This is a genomic window from Thalassotalea sp. SU-HH00458, assembly GCF_040362795.1.
GTDB lineage: Bacteria > Pseudomonadota > Gammaproteobacteria > Enterobacterales > Alteromonadaceae > Thalassotalea_H > Thalassotalea_H castellviae.
The window spans coordinates 1-25,588 of sequence record NZ_BAABWW010000004.1 but is presented as its reverse complement, the minus strand read 5'-3'; the positions used below and the strand labels follow the sequence as shown (position 1 = coordinate 25,588).

At 36.8% G+C, this 25,588-nt stretch carries 20 protein-coding genes; 8 read left to right on the top strand and 12 right to left on the bottom strand.

Annotated elements, in window-relative coordinates; genetic code table 11:
• Window positions 1-325: 325 nt before the first annotated feature.
• The 6 genes from ABXH06_RS07105 to ABXH06_RS07080 form a co-directional block, all read right to left on the bottom strand.
• Complete coding sequence (locus tag ABXH06_RS07105) at window positions 326-1,471, bottom strand: HDOD domain-containing protein (protein WP_311583898.1); 1,146 nt, start codon at window positions 1,469-1,471, stop codon at window positions 326-328.
• 69 nt (window positions 1,472-1,540) lie between these two features.
• Window positions 1,541-2,140, bottom strand: a complete 600-nt coding sequence (locus ABXH06_RS07100; RefSeq protein ID WP_353517775.1) for an anthranilate synthase component II — start codon at window positions 2,138-2,140, stop codon at window positions 1,541-1,543.
• 129 nt (window positions 2,141-2,269) lie between these two features.
• A complete protein-coding gene (locus tag ABXH06_RS07095; RefSeq protein ID WP_353517987.1) occupies window positions 2,270-3,253 on the bottom strand; it encodes a 5-oxoprolinase subunit C family protein in 984 nt (327 codons plus the stop codon).
• Window positions 3,253-3,984 carry a 5-oxoprolinase subunit PxpB gene (gene pxpB, locus ABXH06_RS07090; RefSeq protein ID WP_353517774.1) on the bottom strand — a complete coding sequence of 244 codons (732 nt, stop codon included), beginning with the start codon at window positions 3,982-3,984 and terminating at the stop codon, window positions 3,253-3,255. The genes ABXH06_RS07095 and pxpB overlap by 1 nt, the downstream gene beginning before the upstream one ends.
• Window positions 3,971-4,705, bottom strand: a complete 735-nt coding sequence (locus ABXH06_RS07085) for a 5-oxoprolinase subunit PxpA (RefSeq protein ID WP_311583890.1) — start codon at window positions 4,703-4,705, stop codon at window positions 3,971-3,973. Before ABXH06_RS07085 ends, pxpB begins: the two co-directional genes overlap by 14 nt.
• 37 nt (window positions 4,706-4,742) lie before the next feature.
• The gene (locus tag ABXH06_RS07080) at window positions 4,743-5,930 is read right to left on the bottom strand and encodes a YcbX family protein (RefSeq protein WP_353517773.1); all 1,188 of its coding nucleotides are present in this window, start codon (window positions 5,928-5,930) and stop codon (window positions 4,743-4,745) included.
• A gap of 220 nt (window positions 5,931-6,150) precedes the next feature.
• On the opposite strand from ABXH06_RS07080, the gene mpl reads away from it, so the two are divergent.
• The 3 genes from mpl (at window position 6,151) to ABXH06_RS07065 (ending at window position 11,648) form a co-directional block, all read left to right on the top strand.
• Window positions 6,151-7,560 (top strand): UDP-N-acetylmuramate:L-alanyl-gamma-D-glutamyl-meso-diaminopimelate ligase, encoded by a 1,410-nt coding sequence (gene mpl / locus ABXH06_RS07075; RefSeq protein ID WP_353517772.1) that lies wholly within the window; start codon window positions 6,151-6,153, stop codon window positions 7,558-7,560.
• Between the two features lie 9 nt (window positions 7,561-7,569).
• On the top strand, window positions 7,570-8,187 hold the full coding sequence (locus ABXH06_RS07070) for a flavin prenyltransferase UbiX (RefSeq protein WP_353517771.1): 618 nt from the start codon (window positions 7,570-7,572) through the stop codon (window positions 8,185-8,187).
• A 227-nt stretch (window positions 8,188-8,414) separates the two neighbouring features.
• Window positions 8,415-11,648, top strand: coding sequence for an amidohydrolase family protein (locus ABXH06_RS07065; protein ID WP_353517770.1), 3,234 nt, complete (start codon window positions 8,415-8,417; stop codon window positions 11,646-11,648).
• 611 nt (window positions 11,649-12,259) lie between these two features.
• On the opposite strand, the gene ABXH06_RS07060 is transcribed toward ABXH06_RS07065, so the two are convergent.
• The gene (locus ABXH06_RS07060; protein ID WP_311583875.1) at window positions 12,260-14,317 is read right to left on the bottom strand and encodes a PKD domain-containing protein; all 2,058 of its coding nucleotides are present in this window, start codon (window positions 14,315-14,317) and stop codon (window positions 12,260-12,262) included.
• 572 nt (window positions 14,318-14,889) lie between these two features.
• Between ABXH06_RS07060 and fic the strand changes: the two genes are divergently transcribed.
• The 3 genes from fic to ABXH06_RS07045 all read left to right on the top strand — a co-directional run bounded on the left by fic (window position 14,890) and on the right by ABXH06_RS07045 (window position 18,065).
• Complete coding sequence (gene fic / locus ABXH06_RS07055) at window positions 14,890-15,996, top strand: protein adenylyltransferase Fic (protein ID WP_353517769.1); 1,107 nt, start codon at window positions 14,890-14,892, stop codon at window positions 15,994-15,996.
• A gap of 433 nt (window positions 15,997-16,429) precedes the next feature.
• Complete coding sequence (gene hemE / locus ABXH06_RS07050; protein ID WP_353517768.1) at window positions 16,430-17,497, top strand: uroporphyrinogen decarboxylase; 1,068 nt, start codon at window positions 16,430-16,432, stop codon at window positions 17,495-17,497.
• A gap of 145 nt (window positions 17,498-17,642) precedes the next feature.
• Window positions 17,643-18,065, top strand: coding sequence for a hypothetical protein (locus ABXH06_RS07045; protein ID WP_353517767.1), 423 nt, complete (start codon window positions 17,643-17,645; stop codon window positions 18,063-18,065).
• 58 nt (window positions 18,066-18,123) lie between these two features.
• Here the strand turns inward: ABXH06_RS07045 and ABXH06_RS07040 are convergent, their stop codons facing one another.
• From ABXH06_RS07040 to ABXH06_RS07030, 3 genes are all read right to left on the bottom strand, one after another.
• Window positions 18,124-18,645: a SixA phosphatase family protein gene (locus ABXH06_RS07040; RefSeq protein ID WP_311583867.1), complete on the bottom strand. Its 522-nt coding sequence runs from the start codon at window positions 18,643-18,645 to the stop codon at window positions 18,124-18,126.
• Between the two features lie 44 nt (window positions 18,646-18,689).
• A complete protein-coding gene (gene sthA, locus ABXH06_RS07035; protein ID WP_353517766.1) occupies window positions 18,690-20,126 on the bottom strand; it encodes a Si-specific NAD(P)(+) transhydrogenase in 1,437 nt (478 codons plus the stop codon).
• A gap of 74 nt (window positions 20,127-20,200) precedes the next feature.
• A complete protein-coding gene (locus tag ABXH06_RS07030) occupies window positions 20,201-21,319 on the bottom strand; it encodes a fatty acid desaturase (RefSeq protein WP_311583863.1) in 1,119 nt (372 codons plus the stop codon).
• A gap of 201 nt (window positions 21,320-21,520) precedes the next feature.
• Here ABXH06_RS07030 and fabR point away from each other — a divergent pair, with 201 nt between their 5' ends.
• Window positions 21,521-22,144: an HTH-type transcriptional repressor FabR gene (gene fabR / locus ABXH06_RS07025; protein WP_303449966.1), complete on the top strand. Its 624-nt coding sequence runs from the start codon at window positions 21,521-21,523 to the stop codon at window positions 22,142-22,144.
• 39 nt (window positions 22,145-22,183) lie between these two features.
• On the opposite strand, the gene trmA is transcribed toward fabR, so the two are convergent.
• Window positions 22,184-23,278 (bottom strand): tRNA (uridine(54)-C5)-methyltransferase TrmA, encoded by a 1,095-nt coding sequence (gene trmA / locus ABXH06_RS07020; protein WP_311583859.1) that lies wholly within the window; start codon window positions 23,276-23,278, stop codon window positions 22,184-22,186.
• A gap of 158 nt (window positions 23,279-23,436) precedes the next feature.
• On the opposite strand from trmA, the gene ABXH06_RS07015 reads away from it, so the two are divergent.
• Complete coding sequence (locus tag ABXH06_RS07015; RefSeq protein WP_353517765.1) at window positions 23,437-24,684, top strand: DUF5610 domain-containing protein; 1,248 nt, start codon at window positions 23,437-23,439, stop codon at window positions 24,682-24,684.
• A gap of 96 nt (window positions 24,685-24,780) precedes the next feature.
• Here ABXH06_RS07015 and ABXH06_RS07010 read toward each other — a convergent pair whose 3' ends face one another.
• Window positions 24,781-25,227, bottom strand: a complete 447-nt coding sequence (locus tag ABXH06_RS07010; protein WP_311583855.1) for an RNA recognition motif domain-containing protein — start codon at window positions 25,225-25,227, stop codon at window positions 24,781-24,783.
• Window positions 25,228-25,588: the final 361 nt, after the last annotated feature.

The window sequence follows — 25,588 nt, the reverse complement described above, 5'->3', positions numbered from 1 at the left end:
TCTATAGTTGTTGGCCGTTTATCTGTATTTTTAATGGTAATGTTGACTTCATGGTGAACCATGAAGAAAGCAATATCATTATAGTTGATTAATTGCAGCGCATTATGACAGATAAAATTAGACTTGTCTTGTTTGGATTCGCTTAAAGCCCTTGTAAAATAAGGGGTTGGAGGGTTTTATTCAATTATAGTGCATAACTATAATTTATCAGGAATTGCGATTAATTTAATCAATCACGTAGGAAAACAGCTTGCTTGAACAATAAAAGCAATATTTATTAAATTCATAAATACTCAAAAAAAAATTGTAAATATCGGCTTAATATCTACTTAAAGCTGAGTTTAATGTGATCAATATCCGCTTTCTTTAGCAAAGTAACTTCTTTGGATGTGACATTAGCAGCATTAAGTAGGATCTTAGACTCTTCGTTTTCTATTAACCCTTCTTTCGCTAAACTTCTAAACGCAACATAGGCTTTAGCTTTAACGACGACTTGTGCAACGGGCGACATTTTGTCAAAGTCTGCGGTATAAGCTATATCAAATAAAGGTTCGGTAATAGCTAAACGATCGAAACGCATGAGTTCGACTAAATCTGCGGCGATTTTGCTGTTCCGACTAATTAATTGTTCCAGTAGTAACTCAGGTGATACTTCAAAATCAACTAACACATCATGTAAACGTTTATCACGAGCATCATAGGCTGCTTTAAGTTCTTGTTTATATAACTCGTTATAGGTTTGTAAAAAGCAACGGGTAACCGCTAATAAACCTATGTTACTTAACATACCAGCAGAAAATGCCGTAAAGGGGTCAATATCATATTCCTCAGCCAATTTTTGCGAGGCTAATGCGACAGATAAAGCATCATTCCATAACTTTCTTTTCATTAAAGCAAAAGGCGCGGTACTGGTTGGAAGCCAATGTTTTAACATAAAAGTTGGCATCACCAGTTTTAAATTCTCAAGGCCCACATAAGTTAAAGCCAAATTCGGGTCGCTTACTTGTACATCGGCACGTTTGCGATATTGTGGCTTGTTGACTAAAGCTATTAACTCATCGGCTAACCAAGGAAGTGACTTTACTAAAGGAGAAATACGTTTTATCGAAGCCGCTCTAACCGATAATATCTCCATAATGTCAGGAGCTGCATCTTCGATATGAAGAATATTGGCGTAGAGATTTTCTTTATTATCAAATTCATTATTTACTTTAGCGGTTACTTGCCCATAAAATTTCGCCATCATTTGCGTTTTAAAATGAGACTTTCCATGTTCTTCAATAATACGAGCTTCGTTTGCCTGTTCTTCAACATCCAATAATTTGCGACGACGATTCTCCTGTTCACTGTTTTGTTTTGCGATAAGGGAAGTCGGGTTACCTTTATGCTCAGCAAACTCTTTGCCTAATGTTAAGCTAATTGCTCGGTGGTAAATTGGTGAAACATTGTCGTTATCGTCAAATATATGCATTGGTTCTTAAAGGTGGTTAATTAAATTTATAGTCATAGAAAGTATCGGCAAAATTAAATTTTTCATTAATTATCTTGATATTACATCAGAATAACGTTGAATAAAATTTTTCAATAGCTGACTACCTTGCTCGGTTAATACGGACTCGGGATGAAACTGAACACTCGCAATGGCAAGTGTTTGGTGCTCTATCGCCATAATTTCGTCCATTTCTTTATTTTTAGTTTCAGTCCAAGCAGTAATGGTTAACTCATTTGGAAAATCTTGATGATCGACTATTAAAGAATGATAACGTGTTACGGTTAAAGGGTTATCTAACCCTGTAAATAAACCTCGCCCATTATGAACGATTTGGCTGATTTTACCATGCATAACTTTTCGAGCTTTTTTTATCTTAGCGCCAAAATGTTGAGCAATACACTGATGACCTAAACACACCCCTAAAATAGGAATGACACCGGCAAATTTTTGAATGATTTGCAATGAAATGCCAGCTTGATCTGGGTCCCCAGGACCTGGAGATATGACGATTAATTTAGGCGATAATTTTTCAATTTCTTCAAGGGTTATTTTATCATTACGGTGAACTTCAACCTGTTGTCCGAGCGCTCGAAAATAATGCACTAAATTAAATGTGAACGAATCATAATTGTCGATCATTAATAACACAAAAGAACCTATCGAAGAATGCTGTGGAAAACGCGGCTATTCTAATCGTTGATTATCAACAATTCACGTTTTATTTTATTTTACGATGATTACTGTAATTTATTCATATGACTGAATTTTTAATTCACGTTATTTTGGCACTTGAAATTTTAAGCTAAAAGCAAGTAATTGAGCTTGTGCTTGCGCTAAAGTGGCAGGAATAAATTTGATTTGTTCACCCGGTCGTTTTTGACTTAATCGAAATAAATCGGTTTGTATCACTGTGCCTAAGGTTGGATAGCCACCAATGGTTTGTCGTTCTTTCATTAAGACGATTGGTTGGCCATCAGGTGGTAATTGTATTGTGCCAAAATTGGTAGGTTTAGACAGCGTGTTTGTAACCTTCTCTAAGGTAAGCGCATCACCAGTTAAACGATAACCCATACGATTACTTTGGGGGGTAATGAAATAATCTTGTGCAAGAAATTGTTGTTTAACACTCATCTTTAAATGTTGCCAAAGTTGACTTGGTAAAAAACGCAAAATAAGTTGTTCTGAACGATGAAAATTATGATTAAGGTGATTTTTTTGTGTGACTTTTTCAGCCAAGGGAGTTTCATTAGCCCGAAATGATAGTTCGCTACCGGCTGTTAATTTTGCTTCAGTAAAGCCCAAGGCATTCTCATTTACAGTTTGCGAAGCACTATTAAGCCAATTTTTGGCTAAAAAGCCTCCTTTAACGGCGAGGTAGCTATAAACTTGTGTTTTCGGAGAGCCTATATGTAATTCATCACCTTGCGATAAAGTAAACACCTGATTATTTTTAATAGCGAGCTGCTCGCCATGTTTTAGTCTTACCTGCGCTTGGCAATCTGCTCCGGTAATCACTAATTGACAACTTGCATTGGCCACTAGTGACAACTGGCCTAATGTCACTTCAATGGCGGCAGGAGTGTTATTTTTATTTGTCGACGTTTGTTCAATGCCTGCATTACCAATAAGCTGATTCGCTAATAAATAGCTATATTCATCTGCTGCACCACTGCCACTAAAGCCAAGGTGTTGGGCTGTATTTCTCCCTAAATCTTGAAAGGTGGCGTAGCCTGTTAATCGACTGATGGTTAAAGATGGCATCAATGCTTGTCCTCTATAAAAGGAGGTTGTCCTGCTAACTCAAGGTAGGTTGTTTTATCAATTTCAATAAACTTAATTTGCTGGCCAACGTTAATTAAGGGAGTAAAAGTCTCTTGGTTTTGTTGATAAAGTTCGACAGGTGTTTGACCAATAATATGCCAGCCTCCGGGACTTGAATTAGGATAAACGGCTGTTTGTTGTTCGGCAATTGCTACGGCACCTTTCGGGACTGTTAATCTAGGTGTTGCTTTTCTGGGTAAAACGAGTTGTTTATTTAATGTGCCTAAATAGCAAAAACCTGGCGTGAACCCCAGCGCGTATGAACGGTATATTTGCTGACTGTGCAATTTAATTACTTCATTTGTGGAAAGCTGGCACTGTTTCGCGACGTTGGATAAATCCCAACCAGCTTCTTCACCATAATAAACCGGTATTTCGATAGTCACTGACGCTTCTTGCCGTGCTATGTCGGTATTTAATACGAGCTCGACACAATCATAAATGCGCTTTTTTAGTTGATGAAAACTGATTTTATTAAAGCAGTAATAAAGCATGATTGAGTTGTAGCTAACAATCGATTCCGTAATGAAAGGGGTGCTAGCGCTGTTTAATTCGCCATTTATTTGCGCTAACGTTTTTAAGATCTGCTTATGTTGAATTGGACAAATTTTTTCCGGCCAAGTGATCAACACACTATTTTCACTACTCGGATCAATATTAACCTTGTTCATTGAGCAACTTTCTTAGGGCACGAATCAATGCAAGTGCCGCATCATTGTCACCATGAACGCATAAACTATCGACATGTAAAGTAAGTTTATTGCCGTCAATACTGGTTAATTGTTGATGTTTGATCAATTGTGATATTTGAGCAATTACTTTGTCTGATTGATGCAATACTGCGCCAGTTTGTGAGCGAGGCACTAATAAGCCATTGCTTTGGTATGCTCTATCGGCAAACGCTTCGAATAACATTGTTATGCCATATTGATTGGCAATTGTTTGATATTGTCCCGTATCGGGTAAAGCTTGGATCATTAAGGGGAGTTTTACTTCTAATTGTGAGAGGGTTTTGCAGACGGTTTCAAAAATAGATAACTCTTTCATCATATCATTATATAAAGCACCATGTGGTTTTACATAACTTAATTGACTTTGCTGCAGGTTACATATCTCACTTAGGGTATTGATTTGCTCTAATAAACTTGTTTGTAATTCGGATGCTTCAATGACCATAGACAAACGACCAAAGTTAGCTTTATCAGGGTAGCTCGGGTGAGCGCCAATCATTACATGATTTTTTTTGGCCAGTTTTACCGTATTGATCATACTTTGTTGATCTCCAGCATGGCCACCGCAGGCTATATTAGCTTGGTCAATCATGGGCATGATTAACGCGTCATTATTTTCGGTCTCGGTTAATTCACCTAAATCACAATTTAACTTTAACATGAAGAGGTCACTTTTATTTTCTGCTTACGTTGTTGAATCAGCTTGAGCTAACAACTAGATCAGATTGCGGAATACTGCTACAAGCTAGCACATAACCTTGCGCTTTTTCGTCATCGGTTAAGCCATCATCAGCGAGTTGTTTTACATTGCCTGAGTTTAATTTTATTTTGCAACGCCCACACATGCCACCTCGACAGGAATACGGTAGTATTAAGCCTGCGGCTTCACCTTGATCTAAAATAGGCTCAAGGGTATTGCCTTTATGCTTTTTATTCCATGAATCAAAATTTATATTTACTTTTTTAGGGATAATACTTTCTGAAATAGCCGCTTCATTCACTGTTGTATTCTCTTCTTTCATGACTTTTTTACTTCCTTTCTGCTCAGAAACAAAATGAAGCGGTGATTGGTAACTTACTATTGTAACGGTATCGCCTTGCTTTATATGGCCTTTATTCAAAGGAATGATATTTTGCCCAAACATCACATCACCTTTTTCAACTTGACGATAGGATTTTAGGGTTGATAATGGCTCTTGATTTGGATGCTTTTCAGCCTTGTCTTGGTCTATCGTCGTAAAAACACAACGACTACATGGTTTAACTATCTCAAATTCAACGTCACCAATACGAATGCGTTGCCAACCATCTTCGGCAAAAGCTTGCGTGTCGTTAACAACAATATTAGGTCTAAATTGTGCCATGGTGACACCGGCATGTTCATCATATCGCGCGGTTAACCGGCTATTTAAATCAAGTAAGGAGGCTTGTGAAATCAAAAGTAGTGGGTAACCGTCCGCAAAGCCTACTTGATTGTCACTATTTTTAACTTTACGTGATGATTTATCGGCGAAAAAATGCAATTGGCAGGGTAAGTTCAAATATTGGCTAAACCATTTGTCATAGCTTTGATGACAATATAAAGCATTGATATCATCTTTCCATACCGTAATAGAGTGATATTGTTCACTAAAGTTTTTAAAAATAATTTCCAGCTGCGGCATATTAGGGGCCGTTAATATCAAGCCCTCAGGAGTTAAATAACATTGGATTAAACAAAGGGTAGGTTGAGTACGTGCCGTAATAAATTGTCCGTTAAGATCAGTGAGCACAAAACGTCGATCAAAACTAAGGCCAAAGTCATCAACCCAACTTTTTGATAACGCAATTCCTGCAGCAGATTTTATCGGATAAATATGAAGTGATTGTACAATAGGAGAAGTCACAAATTTCCTTACAGTAAAGCGTTGAATGAACAAACTAGCAAAATGAATCGTTAAAAAATAGCCATCAATCGATACAAATTATTATTTTAGCACTTTTAAATGATTAACTTATGGTAACAATTGTGTTTTTTCAACGTGATTTGGGTATATTAGCGAGATAAAGGTACATCCTTAGATATTGTACCAATAAATTGAGTGATAAAAGCGTTTTAGGAAAGTTATGCATCTTCATATTTTAGGTATTTGTGGCACATTTATGGGCGGAATAGCCGCCATTGCAAAACAATTAGGGCATCGTGTTTCTGGTTGTGACGCGAATGTTTATCCACCGATGAGTACACAGCTAGAACAATTAGGCATTGAATTAAAACAAGGTTATTTAGTTGAACATTTAGATGATGAGCCTGACTTAGTCATAATTGGTAATGCCATGGCGCGCGGCAATGTGATGGTTGAACATGTGTTAGATCGAAATATTCCTTATATTTCTGGTCCACAATGGTTGCTTGAAAACGTTTTAAAAGATCGCTGGGTGTTAGCGGTTTCGGGTACTCATGGTAAAACAACCACCAGTTCAATGCTTACTTGGATATTAGAGTATGCGCACATGAAGCCGGGCTTTTTAATAGGCGGCGTTCCACAAAACTTTGATTGTTCAGCACGTTTAGGGGATGCGCCGTTCTTTGTCATTGAAGCGGATGAATATGACACGGCATTTTTCGATAAGCGTTCTAAATTCGTTCATTATCGACCACGTACTTTAGTGATCAATAATATGGAGTTTGATCACGCTGATATTTTTAATGACTTGAGTGATATTCAACGCCAATTCCATCATTTAATAAGAATGGTGCCAAGTAATGGATTAGTTATTCACCCACAAAGTGAGCATGCAATTGCTGAGACCTTAACGCAAGGTTGCTGGACACCAGTAGAAGTGAGTACCGATCAAGAGCACTTAGCCCAAGGTTGGCATGCTGAAAAATTAATTGCCGATGGCAGTGAATATAATGTTCGCTTTAAAGGTGAATTACAAGGCACAGTAAAATGGTCGTTAATTGGCGACTTTAATGTTGATAACGGCTTAATGGCTATCGCCGCTGCACGACATGCTGGAGTTCCTGCTCATGTTGCCATTGATGCACTTGCTGAATTTGTTAATACCAAACGTCGCTTAGAGCTTAGGGGCGAGGTGAATGGTATTCGAGTATTCGATGACTTTGCCCATCACCCAACGGCTATTAGCAAAACATTAGCGGGTTTGCGAGCAAACGTTGCTGTAAAAAATGGCGAGCAAAGTAGCGCAAGTACAAAACATACACATCGAATAATTGCTGTGTTAGAGCCTAGGTCAAACACTATGAAGTCTGGTGTTCATAAAGATACTTTAGCAGCGTCATTAAATGAAGCCGATGCTGTTTATGTTTTTCAAGGTGATAAAGTACAATGGTCAGTTGGGGCATTAATTGCCGATTGTCAGCAACCTTGTTATGTCAACGACAATTTGAATGAGTTTATCGAGCAAATCATTAGTGATTCTCAAGAAGGTGATACTATTGTAGTAATGAGTAATGGTGGCTTTGGTGGCATTCACGACAAATTGTTAGCTGGTTTAACGAAGAGAAAGTAGGAAATAAGCATGAGTGATTTTAACGAAAAAATAACTATTGCGATCACTGGCGCCTCAGGCTCTTTATATGCGTTACGACTTATCGAATGTTTAGTCGCTGCTGATCATCAACTATATATTCTTTGCTCCAGCGCAGCACGAGTGGTATTTGATACCGAAGTTGGTTTGAAATTACCAAGTTCACCTGATGCAGCAGGAAAAGTATTAACCGAAAAATTTAATGCCAAAGAGGGCCAAATTACGTTTTTTGGTAAGGAGCAATGGTTTTCTCCGGTTGCTTCGGGTTCGGCAGCTCCGAAAAAAATGGTGGTGTGTCCTTGTTCAACTGGAACACTTGCCGCGATAAGCCAAGGAATGAGCGATAATTTAATTGAACGAGCAGCCGATGTAGTGATTAAAGAAAGAGGACAGTTAATTTTAGTTCCGCGAGAAACGCCTTTTTCGACCATCCATTTACAAAACATGCTGAGTTTATCGCAAATGGGCGTCACTATTATGCCTGCCGCGCCGGGATTTTATCATAACCCTGAATCCATCAATGATTTAATTGATTTTATGGTTGGCAGATTATTAGATCACCTGAACATAGAGCAAAAAATTATGCCGCGTTGGGGTTATCAAAAATAATATAAATACGCTTTTTTAAGTGGAGGTTTACGGATAAAACTTACCAGCGTTATATTGTCATTCTGTAAATAATCTTCCATCTATCCCTGAATAAAAGTTATTTGTCGAAACACACTTTATTCTGTAGTTAAAGTGTGCTTTATTATCTTATTTAAAAATTGTATACAATTATTCATTTTAAATCATTTATTGAACAATAAGCCCTTAAAACAATAGGTACAACAAGCATGCCTCATACTTTTAATACAAAAAAAATAAGACAACTTAAAACGTTAGCACTTTCTGTTGCTTTAGCATTCTCAGCGTCTAGCTCTGCTTTCTATGATGAAGGAAGTAAACCTGAAAAATGGTCTGTTAATGATCCGCAAGGCATTTTTAAAACAGCCAATATTGATGTGACTCAGGGCACATGGATGAACGTCGATGTGAGTCCTGATGGGAAAAATATCGTGTTTGATTTATTAGGTGATATTTATACTTTACCTATTGCCGGTGGTGAAGCTAAAGCATTAATGACCGATATTGCGTGGCAAATGCAACCTCGTTTTAGCCCTGATGGAAAGCATATTGCTTTTACGTCTGACGAAGATGGCGGCGATAATTTATGGATCATGAAAGCCGATGGTAGTGAAGGAAAAGCGGTGAGCTCAGAAACCTTTCGCTTATTAAATAGTCCTGCATGGTCACCTGATGGTAATTACCTAGTTGGCCGCAAACACTATACCGGTTCACGCTCATTAGGTGCGGGCGAAGTATGGCTGTATCATAAAACGGGCGGTAGTGGCGTGATGTTAACTAAACGTCCAAATGAACAAAAAGATTTAGGTGAGCCTGCGTTTTCTCATGATGGAAAATATGTGTATTTTTCACAAGACGCAACGCCAGGAAAAACTTTTCATTACAGTAAAGATTCTGAAAAAGGCATTTATAAAATTAAACGTCTTGAGTTAGCGACGGGTGAAATTGACGTTATTGTTTCAGGTAAAGGTGGTGCGATTCGACCTGTACCATCACCTGACGGTAAATATCTTGCTTATGTTAGCCGTGATGATTTTCAGTCAAATTTATATTTATATGATTTAAAAAGTGGTGAAGAGCGTAAAATTTTCACCGGATTAGACCGTGATATGCAAGAAACTTGGGCAATTCATGGTGTCTATCCAAACATGGCGTGGTTACCTGAAAGCGAGGGGATGGTGTTTTGGGCTGGCGGCCATATCAATAAATTGGATATAGAAACGGGTAAAAGCTCAGTGATCCCATTTCATGTTAAAACGACAAAGAAAATCCAAACCAACTTACGTTTCCAGCAAGATATTGACCAAGACAATGTTGATATAAAAATGTTGCGCGATGTTGAGGTGTCTCCCGACGGTAGAAAAGTGGTTTTTGAATCCTTAGGTCATATTTATATACAGAGCATTGCTAAAGGTAAAACAACAGGAAAAGCAAAACGGTTAACGAGACAGAAAGCTCATTTTGAATTAAATCCAAGCTTCTCACGAGATGGTAGAAAAGTAGTGTTTGCTACTTGGGATGATAATAAATTAGGTGCAATCCGCGTGGTATCAACACGTGGTGGTAAAGGGAAAGTGATCACGGATGAACCAGGCAAATACATTGAACCAAGTTTCTCGCCAGATGGTAAAACCGTGGTGTATCGTAAAGTTTCGGGCGGCGCTATTTTAGATCCTAAATGGGGTTTAAATGCGGGTATTTATACCGTTGCCACGAAAGGCGGCAAAGCTCGTTTAATTACTGAATCTGGGGTTAAACCTCACTTTGGTGCAAATAACGAGCATATTTACTTGATCCAACAAGGTAAAAAAACACAGTTAGTTAAAGTCAATTTAGCGGATAAGAAAACACAGGCGTTATATCAAGGTAAATTCGCGACAGAATATCAAGTATCTCCAGATGGCAAACATTTAGCGTTTGCAGAGCGATTTAAAGTCTTTGTTACACCTTTTGTAGAACGTGGAGATGTTATAGATACAGGACCGGGTGCAAATAACTTACCTGTAGAACAATTATCCGTTAGAGCCGGCGAAGGTATTAATTGGAATGGTGATTCTGATCAATTGTATTGGAGTTTAGGGGCCGATTTATATCAAGCTTCTGTCAATGGCTTATTTGAATTTAACGGACAAGCTGATTCTGAAAATAAACAGTCCGAGCCATTGGTTACTCACTTAGGATTTAAGAAAAAAGCAGATAAGCCTGCAGGTGTTGTCGCCTTTGTTGGTGGTAAAGTGATCACTATGGAAGGTGAAAATGTAATTGATAATGGTGTTGTAGTCGTGAACGGAAATAAAATCTCTGCAATTGGTGCGAACGGTAGCGTGGAAATACCTAGTGATGCCAAGGTGGTAGATATTACCGGAAAATCTATTATGCCAGGTATTATCGATGCCCATGCACATGGTCCACAAGGCAGCAGTGAAATTATCCCAGAGCAAAACTGGGAAAACTATGCAGGTTTAGCCTTAGGTGTAACAACAATTCATGATCCATCCAATGACACCACTGAATTTTTTGCGGCAAGTGAAATGCAAAAAACCGGTCAAATTGTTGCGCCACGGTTATTTTCAACCGGTACTATTTTATATGGTGCAACGGTTGCAGGTTATACCGCGCATGTTGATAAACTTGATGACGCGAAATTTCATGTTGAGCGTTTAAAGAAAGTAGGTGCCTTCTCCGTTAAAAGTTATAACCAACCACGCAGAAACCAACGTCAGCAGTTTATTCAAGCGGCACGTGAAGCAGAAATGATGGTGGTGCCAGAAGGTGGTTCGTTATTGCAACATGACTTAACTATGCTGATTGATGGCCATACAACGTTAGAACATTCTATTCCGACGGCCGTAATATATGATGATGTTAAGCAACTATGGTCGCAATCTGACATGGCTTATACGCCAACTATGGGCGTTGCTTTTGGTGGTATTGCCGGTGAAAACTATTGGTATGACACCACTGACGTGTGGAAACATCCGCGATTAAGTCAATATGTGCCGAGTGAAATTTTAGATCCGCGTTCTATGCGTCGTCCTAAAGCACCACATCATCACTATAATCATATTAACGTTGCTACGGTTGCTACTGAGCTGCAAAATTTAGGATCCATCGTAAATTCAGGTGGTCACGGACAACGTGAAGGCTTAGCCATGCACTGGGAAATGTGGATGATGGCACAAGGTGGCATGACACCTCTTCAAGCACTAGGCACTGCCACAATTAACCCCGCAAGAACTTTAGGGTTAGATAGCCAAATTGGTTCACTTAAAGTGGGTAAATTAGCGGATATGATTGTTGTTGATGGTGACATTACCCAAGATATTCGTTTATCGGATCGCGTAATATATACCATGGTAAATGGTCGTTTATATAACAGCGAAACCATGAACGAAGAAGGTAACTATGATAATAAGCGTCATAAATTTTACTTTGAACAGTAATATTTAACCTTAGTTATTTACTGCAATACATAAAAAACTCGTATTCTGAGCCAAAATTTTTGGAAAAGAGTACGAGTTTTTTTATGGGAGATATTTTCTTAAATTTTAGGCAAAAAAAAAGCATTTGCTTGAATTCAAACAAATGCATTATAAAAACATGAAATACTATGGGAGATAACACTTCTGTATAGTAAGAGCAGGGTTTTCTGAATTAGTTCAAATTAATTTAAAATAAAAATAAATAATTTATTTTTAATTATTGGTAGCTATTACTATTAAGAAGCAATGATAAAAAATTGTCAATTTTTGATGGTTCAGGCAATAAAAAAGCCTTACAAAAGAAATACTCAAATATATACTAAGTCTTTGTTATATAAATACTTAAAGTTAATTTTATTTTCTGGGGATGCACTGGGGCTGCTTGGTTTGTGTATGCATACATAGTTTTACTTTCTAATAAGCTGTTATCAGAAGTTAAAACGAGTAACAGCGTATTATACATCAATGCAAAATATAATTTTAGTAGTGTTCTATTTCCATAGCTTAAACAAAATCAACAGGTCGGGCATCAAACATAAAAGCTGTAACTACTAGAGAATATTTTGTCACAATCAATTTAGCACTTTTATATCAGTAATACTAAAACGACTAAGTTCATTTTCAGTATAAAACTCTGAGGTTGTACCAGATACTTTGTAATCAGTACTATTAAGATAAGGGTTAGTAAACTCAATTCCATTGAACACAACATCACGCACCCAGTTGTATTTATTTTGCAATAACTCACTATGCTGCATTCTGTCTCTAAAATATTCAGGCAGTAAAATGTAAGATGTTATAGATTCTGCAACATCTTCCCAAGATCTATAACTATTATTTGCATTACCTAAACCAGATGCATATCTGCTAACAAAGTCCTTAACATCTTGATTTCCATAATCTTCAGAAGCAAAAACAAAAGGATTTATTGAGCTATTCATATAATCAATTAGTTTATCTGAGCAAACTTCTTTTCGATCATAGATAGGATGCATATATTCGCTATCTCCAGATCTAGCATCTAGATCATGCACCATTTCATGTATTAATACACTCACATAGGAAAAAGTGCTAGAAACAGTTTCATCATATGGATGTTCATCCGCTCTAATAGCAGAGCGCTTTTGAGAGTCAAAGCTAAACAACTCTGGTGTTTGTATTATTATTTCATCTAGAAAGACTGGATTGTTCTTGCAAGACCCTGAAGACACTCCCATGTCAATTAAAGCGCCACACATTTGAGGTACTAAGTTGGCAATTAAGCACTCATTAGTATGCTTTTGATATTGAGTGATTCCAGAGTTAATTAAGTCAAAAATCGATGAAAATAAGTGGGCAGCAAAAGTTTGAGAAAGGTTGTCAGCAAAGTTAGGTCCTGATATATCCATATAATTTGGTAGTTTATCTGATTTGGTTGCTATAACAGGTTCAATAGCAGCTAATTTTTCATCAATTTCACGTAATTTTGTTGAATCAACCGTCTCTCCAGTATTAATGCCGTGCTTTTCATAACCAAGTAATCGTAATGCTTGAATGATACGCCAACGAAGTCCAAATTCTGCTGGAAGTGGATAGATATCTAATGGTAGTTGTACAGTTGCGTTACCTTGAAGAACTTGTTCTGCTTCTTCATCCCCGCAAAACCACGCACTGTTAATATAGCCATCATTACAACCTTTAAGTACTGTTATTTCTACAATATCGGGAAGACTATCTTTATTTCCATCATTCACTATAAGTTGAAACAACAATTTTTCATCAGCTAAGACTATTGGTATTGTAATTTGTGGCTGCTCGGAACTTGGGTTTTGTATTGAAACATTAGTCCCTGAAGAGACAAGAGACCAAGCATAGGTTATCGTTTCGCCTTCTGGATCTAGAGAATTAGTGCCATTCAATGAAATAATTGTCCCTTTTTGAACAGATTTATTATCTCCAGCATTTGCTACAGGTAGCTGATTTAAGTGAATTACTGTGATATCCACTGCGTCACTTGCTATAACGCCATCATTATCAGTAACAATAAGCTGGAAAGTTAATATTTCATCAGATGTGATATCAGGAGCAACAAAGGTAGCTATTGATGTATCAGAATTTGTTAATTCTACAACTGTTCCTGCAGTTTGTGACCAACTATAAGTTGTTATGCTTCCATCCGCATCCGTCCCTGAACCAATTAATGACACTTCAACTAATTCATCAATGGTTTGATCTACTCCTGCATCTGCTACGGGTAACTGGTTGACTCTAGTAATGCTGATATCTACAGTATCATTTGCTGTCCCCCCATCATTATCAGTAACAGTAAGCTGGAAAGTTAATATTTCATCGGATGTGATATCAGGAGCAACGAAGGTAGCTGTTGATCTATCAGAATTTGTTAATTCTACAACTGTTCCTGCTGTTTGTGACCAGCTGTAACTTACTATGTTTCCATCCACATCAGTCCCCGAACCAATTAATGATACTTCAACTAATTCATCAATAGTTTGAGCTATTCCTGCATCTGCTACAGGAGATATGTTTTGAATTGGTTTCGTGGTGTTTGCAGAGCCTGAACCTCCACCACCGCAAGCCGAAAGTAATGCACTTAAAAATACAGTGATTAAGTATAGGTGAAACTTAGACATAGTTTAAAATCCATTTATATTTATTTTTAATTGAGTAAGAGCTTCCCCTCTCTTTATTCTTCTTATCATAACCCATTGTTAATTAAGTGTGAATAAAACATAAGTACATTTACTTGGTACAGTTATTTACAGAACTCCAAGTAAAACCATTTTTTCACAATCAGTGATTGTTTAACTAAAGCATTATTTTATTGAAATTGTATTTAGGAAGGTAAGCCTTAAGGCTAATATGAGGCTAAAGCCTCGTTCTGCTGTTTGAAAAATATATAAACCTAGTTAAATAGGGCTGTAGGTATATTTAGGGCTTTAGCCTTAAGCTTAAGCAGCAGCTCTTTCTATTTGCCACGTGAAAAGTCGGGTTATAAACGCTTTGCCGTTGCATACAAGTCCCTTAACTTTCATGATGAATACACCCTCGTTTTAATTAAATTTTTTATGTTTATCCCATCGACATTAAACTAATTCCTATCAAAACGTGTCGACTTTTTTAACTTTTATAAACATGTTGCCTTTACATGTTGATGGTATAGACATATGCTTAATTCGTGTCGATAAAAACGGAAAACATAAATATGACTTGGCGAGCGGATCTTCCATTTAATGAAATGCCCACACTACCACTAAGTGTAGATGTGACAGAAAACATAGCTATTTTGAAAGCGTGTATTCCTGCTCGTGCTGCGTTAGCTGAACTTAAACAGGCGGGTGATTTACTTCCTAATCAAGGTTTATTGATTAATTTATTACCCTTGCTTGAAGCGAAAGACAGTTCTGAAATTGAAAACATTGTCACTACATCAGATAAATTATTTCAGTATGCACAAGAAGACAGCCATGCTGATCAAGCAACTAAAGAAGCGTTACGTTATAGAACTGCTTTATATCAAGGTTATAAGCAATTAAAGCAACGCCCACTTTGCACTAATACAGCAGTTGAAATATGTAGCACAATAAAATCAGCACAAATGGATATTAGAAAAGTGCCTGGTACAACGTTAAGTAATCAAGCAACGGGTGAAATAATTTATACACCGCCAGTAGGCGAACAAGTGATAAGGGAATTACTGGCTAATTGGGAGGTATTTCTTCATACAGAGGACGATATTGATCCGCTTGTAAAAATGGCTATCAGTCATTATCAATTTGAAGCTATTCATCCTTTTATTGATGGTAACGGTAGAACAGGACGTGTACTTAATATTTTATACTTAATAGATCAAAATTTATTAACGTTACCTATCCTGTGTTTAAGTCATTATATTGTGCAAAACAAAGCTGATTATTATCAATTATTACGTGGTGTTACTCAAAATGGTGATTGGCAACCGTGGATACTTTATATACTTAAAGCTGTTGAAGAAACAGCAAAATGGACAACAGATAAGATTGCCGCTGTGCGTGAACTGATTGAGCATACAACTAAGTATATCCGTGAACAGTTACCTAAAATTTATACTTATGAATTGGTTAAAGTTATTTTTGAGCAACCTTATTGTCGCATTAGTAATTTAGTTGATAGTGGCATTGCGAAAAGACAAACCGCGTCGGTTTATCTTAAACAACTTTGTGATATTGGCGTTTTAACTGAAATTAAAGAGGGTAAAGAAAAGTTATTTATTCATCCTAAACTTGTTCAGCTAATGACCTGTGAAACTAATGACTTTGAAAGCTATTTGTAAATTTAAAGCATGTTTAGGTTAAGTTCAAAGCACTCAAAGATTAAATATTCAATGCATCCATATTATTTTAGGCAATAAAAAAGCCTTACAAAAGTAAGGCTTGAAATGCTCGCTGTATGGTCTAGTTTTACTAGCTTCTTCTTAGTTTTATCTTTTTATTATTATTCTTTTCCGTTAGCGCGGGACAATTTATAGCAAACAGATTTTACCCTTGCAACAACTTTATTAGAGCATTTATACCACGAGTTCATTCGTATTTCTGGTTAAAAAACAAACGTTATATTTTTGTTAAAACTAAGTTCATGATTGGTAAAGAAGTTATTTAGTAAAATTCTATTTGTTAACGCGTTATTTTGGATGTTTTGATTTAGAACATAGATCAAAAAAATTCACAATGGTAGAATGCGCGCACTTGATTTAATGGAAACTATTCATGACTGAATTAAAAAACGATACTTATTTACGCGCGTTAATGCGTCAGCCTGTAGATTACACTCCTGTATGGATGATGCGACAAGCAGGTCGTTATTTACCTGAATATAAAGAAGTACGTAAAGATGCTGGCGATTTTATGGCGCTATGCCGTAATACTGAACTTGCCACCGAAGTTACCATTCAACCTCTTCGCCGTTTTGAGTTAGATGCAGCAATTTTATTCAGTGATATTTTAACGATTCCAGACGCCATGGGATTAAGTTTATATTTTGAAACGGGTGAAGGGCCAAAGTTTGAGCGTCCTATAACGTGTAAAGCTGACGTAGAAAAAATTGGTCATCCAGATCCAGAAGGCGAGTTGCAATATGTAATGAATGCTGTTCGTTCTATTCGTAAAGAACTAAAAGGGCGAGTGCCATTAATTGGTTTCTCAGGTAGTCCGTGGACATTAGCAACTTATATGGTTGAAGGTGGTAGTTCTAAAGCATTTACCAAGATTAAAAAAATGATGTTTGCAGAGCCTCAAACGCTCCATTTGCTTTTAGATAAATTAGCGGACTCGGTTATTTCTTACTTGAACGCTCAAATTGCTGCAGGTGCTCAGTCCGTCATGGTATTTGATACTTGGGGTGGAGTTTTATCACCACGTGACTATAAAGACTTCTCATTGCAATATATGGCTAAGATTGTTGATGGCTTAACGCGTGAAAACGATGGCAGAAAAGTTCCAGTAACTTTGTTTACCAAAAATGGTGGCATGTGGTTAGAAAGCATCGCGGCAACTGGTTGTGATGGGGTTGGCCTTGATTGGACAATTGATATTGCGAACGCGAAAGCGCGCATTGGTGATAAAGTTGCTTTACAAGGCAATATGGACCCTTCCATGTTGTATGCACCTAAAGCGCGTATTGAAGAAGAAGTTGCAACTATCCTTAAGGGCTTCGGAGAAGGCGGTACAGGCCATGTTTTTAACTTAGGTCACGGTATTCACCCTGATGTAAACCCTGAGCATGCCGGACATTTTATCAAAGCAGTGCGCGAACAAAGTAAGCAGTACCATAAGTAAAAAATCTAACGTAGATATATTAAAGGAGCTATAGGCTCCTTTTTTTATGTGAGCCAGTTAAATGACGTGTACACTTATGTCAGCAATCAGCATTTAATTGCGATAAATATATGCAGTAATAAGCCGTAGTAGAAAGGAAGATAGTATGATGAAAATAACCGCAAGTTTAGCTTTATTAGCATTCACTTTAATGGGGTGTAATCAAGCAGCAGAAAAGCAATCAACAGAAAAGTCTCTTGAAAATACCACCACAGTTGTCACAGACAAAAATGCAGTAACACATGATAAGAAAGTTTCTGGTGTGAAGGATGATGCAATGAAATGGCAGCAGGCAAAAATTAAGTATTTGAATTTTGAGGGAGGTTTTTACGGATTGATCACCCATAGTGGCGATAAACTTTTACCGCTAAATTTAGACAATGCTTTTAAACAAGATGGGGCAGTTGTGAGCATTCAGGGGGAGAAGGTAGAAAATATGATGACAATACAACAATGGGGTAAGCCATATAAAATTACTAACATTAAATTAATAAAAGCAGGGCGTGTCAAAGTACCCGTTACCCAGTAAACGTATTGGTTTGATAAAATAACAGGTTATGGATGGGAATTATTCATTTACATTCAGTTTATTGACAACTGAGTGGTTGTTTTAAAAGCGTTAATTGAGCATTATCTCCCGTAAATTGTACTTGATATAACATTTGATATTCTTGTTCAGTTATCTCTTTCACTAAAGTATTGGCAATCAGCGCAGTTAATTGAGGCGTAGTATTGCTATGCCCTACGATCACAGTATTGTTTTTTGCTTGTTTGATCTTACTTGCAAAAGCCTTTAAATCGCGTGGAGAATAACTTTGTACTTGAATATTCAGCTTTTTCGCTAGTGGAGCTGCAGTTTGTTCTGTTCTGACGAATTTTGTGCTGTAGATCGTTTTTATCTTTGCTTGTTCAAGCATAACTGACAGTTGTTCTGCTCGCTTAACTCCACATGGCGTTAAAGGAGGATTTTTCTGCGTCAATACTTTTTCCGCATGTCTGACTAAATACACAGTAAATTGTTGTTCACTATTAGTGTCATTAGCGACGACAGGAGTAGTAAATATTAGAAAACTCATCAAGGTTACTAGTGTAAAAGTAAAAAATTTCATGAGTTTTCCCTAATATTTACCAATTCTAATCACTTATCGTTTTGTTAAAATAAACGATTAAGTCCATTTAATGCGGCTACCCTAAAGGCTTCAGCCATGGTTGGATAATTGAAGGTGGTATTCACAAAGTATTCAATAGTATTACCGCCACCTTTTTGTTGCATGATTGCTTGGCCAATGTGAATAATTTCTGCTGCATTTTCACCAAAACAATGAATCCCTAAAATTTCTTTTGTTTCACGATGAAATAGAATTTTTAATGAACCAACTAAACTATTGGCAATTTGCGCTCGTGCAAGGTGTTTAAACTGAGCACGACCAACTTCATAAGGTATTTTGGCTTCTGTTAATTCTTGTTCTGTTTTACCGACAGAACTAATTTCTGGAATGGTGTAAATACCCGTTGGAATATCAGCAATTAATTTAGCTGTACTTTGTTGATCTATCATTGCATCAGCCGCTAAACGACCTTGATCGTAGGCCGCACTTGCTAAGCTTGGGTAACCAATAACATCGCCCACAGCATAAATATTTTCAACGTCTGTTTGGTAGTGGTCGTTCACTCTAAGCTGACCTCTACCATCAGCTTTTAATCCCGCATTTTCGACTTTTAAGTCAGCAGTATTACCTGTGCGACCATTGGCAAATAACATACAATCTGCCCGCATTTTTTTACCTGACTCTAAATGAACAACAACAGCTTCTTCTGTTTCTTCAACACGCTTAATTTGTTCACCGTGGCGAATTACCACACCATTGTTCCATAAGTGATAACTTAATGAGTCAGACATTTCATCATCAAGGAAGGAAAGTAGACGATCACGCGTATTAATTAAATCTACTTTAACGCCTAAGCCTCTAAATATTGATGCATATTCACTACCTATAACACCTGCACCATAAATGATGATAGAACGTGGGTCATGGGTTAATGATAAAATTGTATCTGAGTCATATACGCGGGAATGCTTAAAGTTAATGTCATCAGGTCGATAAGGACGAGAACCAGTGGCGATAACAATTTGTGCCGCTGTTATTTGTTCAACAGAACCATCACTTTTTAAAATTTGTAAGGTGTTTTTATCTACAAATGACGCTTCACCGACAATGTGTTCCACTCTATTTCTATCATAGAAACCACTGCGCAATTGCACTTGTTTTCTGATCACTGCTGCAGCATGTTGCAAAATATCAGGAAAAGTTAAGTGTTTGGCTTTTTCATGTTGGCGAAATAATGGATTTGAGTTGTATTCTATTAATCGTCTTACACTTTGACGTAATGCCTTTGAAGGGATGGTGCCCCAATGTGTACAACCCCCGCCAACATCTTTATATCGTTCAATAATAGCGACTTTCTTATTTCTTTTTGAAAGTTCCATTGAAGTACCTTCGCCACCAGGGCCGGTACCTATGATGATTGCATCAAAATCGAATGATTGTTTTTTACTTTTTTTGCTTGTTGAAGATGTTTGCTTAGTCAAGACTGTAACCCCAGTTCCTACGGATATAAAAATTTTAGCAGGAAATGGGGATTAGGTAACTAATAAATTGTTTTTTAAGCGAGTTTTTCGATAAAAAATTGCCAACTTTGTTGCTGATCAATTAATCGCTGTTTTAATTCTTTATATTGCGCAACAAGTTCTGAGCGTTCTACGTCTGCGATGAGTTTATCTCGCTTGTTTGCAATTAAGGTTTTTTTGATATCGTAGTAAGCATTTAGTTTATTAATTAAGGCATCGTACTCATGCTGTAAACGTTCAAGTAGTTGTTCCGCGTCAGGGTGCTCACTCAGCTTTTGTTGGCTACGTTTAAGTATCATAGATAATCGTGCTTTCTCTATTTTATCTTCAGGACTTTTCCGTAATTTATAGGTTAAACCAAGATATTCACAGCTTTTAATCAGCCATTTTGTCGGGTCAAATTGCCACCAGCGAATGCCGTTACGATAATCATTTTCAAAGATATGATGAAAATTATGATACCCCTCGCCAAAAGTAAGAAATGCTAAAAACCCGTTATCACGCGCGGTGTTTTTTTCTGTGTAGGTTTGCTTACCCCAAATATGAGCAAGGGAATTGATGAAAAAAGTCGTGTGATGGCTTAATACCAATCGTAAAAATCCAACCAATAGTAGACTGCTGATCACATCGCCATGCCATAAGCCAAACAACAGTGGAATACCAAAGTTAAGGGAAATCGTTAATAACAAATAATGTTTATGTTGCCACATAACAATGGGATCTTTTTGTAAATCCCGCACATTCTCATAATTGGTATATCGATGTGCTTGGTATTCTCTTAGCATCCAACCAATGTGAGAGTACCAAAATCCTCTCTTAGCGGAATAAGGATCGACATCATTATTATCGACATGTTTGTGGTGTACTCGATGATCAGATGACCAATGTAATATACTGTTTTGTAATGCAAAAGCTCCACCTAAAGCGTAGATGATGCGTAATGACCAATGTGCTTGATAAGTTTTATGAGACCATAAGCGATGATACCCGGCAGTAATTGACATGCCACAATAAATAAAACACAACAATGCCATGATGATTTCTGCACTATCAAAACCGTGGGTAATTGCTCTATAAGGCACAGCTATTGCTGCAAATAAAAAGGTGATGACGAAAACAGCGACATTCAACCAAATAAGTTTAGGTTTTTTCATGAATCTTCCGGGTAATCTCTAAATAAAACTTTCAGTGTACACGTGTACGCTATTTTAGTTGTCATACCAGATGAGTCAAGTATTAATTCGACTCTTTAACTAAGTTTGAATAATTCATCAGTTTGAAGTTGCTTTTAAGTGCTAGTAATACACTTTAATTTCAGTATCATATTAAAGGTAGTAATAAGCTAAGGTAGAAAAATGAGCGGAATTCGAGCGCAACAAAAAGAAAAAACACGTCGACAATTAATTGATGCTGCATTAGGCCAGTTAAGTGCTGATCGGAGTTTTTCAAGTTTGAGTTTACGAGAAGTCGCGAAAGAAGCGGGGTTAGCGCCAACATCATTTTATCGTCATTTTTCAGATATGGATGAGTTAGGTCTTACTTTAGTTGATGAAGCAGGGTTAACGCTTCGTCAGTTAATGCGTCAAGCACGCCAACGCATTGAAAAAGGTGGTTCTGTCATTCAAATTTCTGTCCGAATTTTTATGGAGTTTATTGAAAGTAACGGCAATATTTTTCGTTTACTTTTACGCGAACGCTCAGGGACATCGCCGGCTTTTCGTGCTGCGGTAAACAGAGAAATTAGCTATTTTACGCTAGAGCTTTGTGATTATTTACAACAGGCTAATAAATTAGATGCTGAAGTTGCGGCATTACAAGCAAATGCGGCTGTTACTATTGTTTTTAGTGCTGGCTCAGATGCGTTAGATGCTGATAAAAAAGACAGAGAACAACTCGCTTATCGCACTATTCAACAGTTACGTTTTATTGCGCGAGGTGCGATGGAGCTTGCGCAGCGCATAGAAACTCCAAAACCTTAAGTCAGTGGTTGTCCTCAAGTCATTATTAACTATGCTGGTTTAGCGTTTTGTTAAAATCACCCCTGTTTCTATATGATGGGTGTACGGAAACTGATCAAACAAGGCCATTTTTTCTATTTTATGGGTTTTAACTAATTCCGTTAAATTATCCTTTAAAGTTTCAGGATTACATGAAATATAAACCACGTGCTTGAATCGACTGACTAACTCAATACTATCAGGGTCTAAGCCAGCCCTTGGCGGATCTACCAAGACACTGTCGTAGTTATAGCTCGTTAAATCAAAGCCTTCTAGGCGACGAAACTTTCTTTCGCCATTCATCGCTTGGCTAAACTCTTCACTCGACATTCTAACAATATCAATATTTGAAATGTTATTTTGAGCGATATTAATTTGTGCTGACTTGACTGACGTTTTGGAGATTTCTGTACCAATGACTCGATCAAAATTTGCTGCAAGGGCAATACTAAAATTACCGTTACCACAATATAACTCAACTAAATCACCACCTTTATCTCTCGTTGCATCTTGCGCCCACGTTAACATCTTTTCATTTACTTTAGCGTTAGGTTGGGTAAAGCTATTTTCAACTTGCTGGTAGATCAATTCTTGACCAGCAACAGTCAATTTTTCGGTAACAAAATCTTGCTCGAGAATGATTTTTTGTTTTTTCGCTCTACCGATAATATTTATCGGACAAATTTTTGCTAATTGTGCTTTCAGCCAGAGTGCTTGTTGCTGCCATTCATCACTTAATTGTTTATGATAAAGTAAACTAATAACTGCTTCACCGCTTAATGTCGCAAGAAAGTCTACTTGAAAAAGGCGTTCTCTTAACATTGGTTTATCGCGAACCATCGTTAATAAGGCTGACATTAGTTCATTAATTAAGGTACAAGCAACAGGGAAATATTCTACTTTAAATTTTTTCTTCGTTGCTTGATCAAACATGATGTAATACAAATCATCACCATCATGCCATACTCTAAATTCCGCTCTTTGGCGATAATTCATCGGCTCTGAAGTAAATATATCAAAGCCAGAAAAGTTAAAATCACGAAATAAAGCTGTCATATTTTCTTGCTTTTCAAGCAATTGCTTATCGTAATTGATTGGATCTATATGACTAAACATGAAATTACCTTAGGTTTGTTATTAATGGCGCACTGAATAAAGAGCGCAGAGTTTAGCGTTCATCAAAATTTTGTCTAGTATAAATATAGCAAGTGAGCAACTTTCATTAAGTTTTTTGCAATTTTGCCGATAACGTTACACACCTATTTTTTGAGATTATGATGATGAATAAAGTAGATAATATAGCTGATGCACAAATACCTCAAAGAAATCATACAACTAAAGCTCATGAACATCATAGGGCTCATCCATTAGAATCGTATCGACAAGAGATATTAGATAATGTGGCGTTGACAGGTAATGGTCCATTAGGGATGAAGGTTGTTCAACACTCGATATCTATGCAGTTTTCATCTAGCAGCCGAGAGATAATCACATCGGAAGAAATTGATGAAATAGAAGAAAATAACACTTCCTTGTTTGATTTTGAAAAAGTCGCGGAAAACGTTTTGAACTTTATTGGTGGAAGAATTCGTTTAGCAAAAGAAGAAGGAAGTTCAAACGATGAGTTAGAAGCTATGTTTAACCAAGCACGAACTGGGGTGACAAGAGGTTTTGAACAAGCGCTTGGCGAATTAGATGAATTAGGTGTGCTTGATGATGAGCTTACAAATGGCATTGAAAAAAGCCGAGGATTAATTTTTCAGGGAATTGATGAGTTAGAACAATCCTATTTTCCAACTAATAACCAAGCTGAAAAATCTGAAGATTCTGAGGTTTCAAAGTTAGACTCTGAAAATATAGTAACGTCCTTGAATACAGAGCTTTACGCATCATCAAAAAGAACAAGTGATCTAGTTATCACCACACTAGATGGCGACAAAGTTAGCATTGCATTTAGTGATATTCAACATGCAGAAAAAAATGACAGGTATACGAATGACAAAGATCAAGTGGAAAGATTTGAATCTTCAAGTTCTAGCTATCGAACTACGCATTTTAGCTACACGATTGAAGGAGATATTAGTGACGATGAACAACAAGCAATTGCTTCATTAATTAAAGATGTCAATATGTTGCAGAAAGACTTTTTTAAAGGTGATATCGAAAAAGCGTTCGATCACGCTATGAATTTAGGCTTTGATACTGGTCAAATCGCTGAATTTTCCATGGAGTTATATCAGAGTAAAACGACAAAAGTGAGTCAAGCTTATAGCGAAGTGGCAAATGCCGATCAAAAAGTGCTGCCAAGTCAGGAGAAAACATTGAGACCATTGATTGATTTCGTGAAGCAACTGCAAGTATTACAAGATCAAACAGATAGGCTTCTAGAAAATCAAAATGGACAATTTTTCACACTGTTTGAAAAAGTATTCGAAGCTGAGTTTTCTCATTTAGAAAGTTATAAAGAAAATCTACAACAGTTAGAAAAAGTAACAACTCCTTTTATAAAAGAGCCTTCATAAATATAAGCGGCAAGAATTAACTTTAAGTATTGGACCGTCAGCTAACAAAAAGCCGCAAATTATGCGGCTTTTATAATTGAAAATTAATATTTCATCTTATTCATTGTTATCTGATTTCTCTGGACGTTCTTTTGCTTCACGCACTTTTAACGTACGTTGTTGAAATTCAGAGTCGTTTAATTGGCTCACAGCATTATCTGCATCACAGGCTGACATCTCAACAAAACCAAAACCACGTCTTTTACCTGTGTGTTTATCTTTCATTAAGCGTACCGAATGGACATTACCATATTCTGAAAACAATGCTCTTACTGCACCTTCGTTTGCTCGATAAGGTAAATTACCTACATAAAGTGTACTGACTTCACCATCATCTTCTTCAGCTAAACTGCTTTGAGAGCCAAATAAAGAAGTGATAATTGCTGTTATAAAGACGAAAATTGCGATGGATAGAGAAGTGTTTAATAAATTATCAGCGATAAAATAAGCAACAATAGCAAAAATCAACGCGATAATAACGTTTAAAAGTTTCGGAGAGTTCATAAAAGTTTACCTAATTATTATTTTTAAAATATAAATTGCCGTTACATGTTACCCAGCTTTGAATAATGTGCAAGAATAAGTGTAATTTTTATTCAATAGTATCAACCTACTACTTTTAAAAAGTATTATTACTCTCTTCATTCAATTAAATTCTCTATTAACAAACGTCTGATTTTGTTTTATTTTTGGAAAATATTATTTTATGCATCACTTGGCTTTTAATCATATCTACAAAGTATAGGTACAAGTAGCTAATATATAACCATTCATTGCTGAATATTTATGCCCGCCACTTAGAATTGTTTTATTTTTAATCGAACAAACAAAAGATCGAAAAAAAGACTTGCAGGTTTGAGATAAT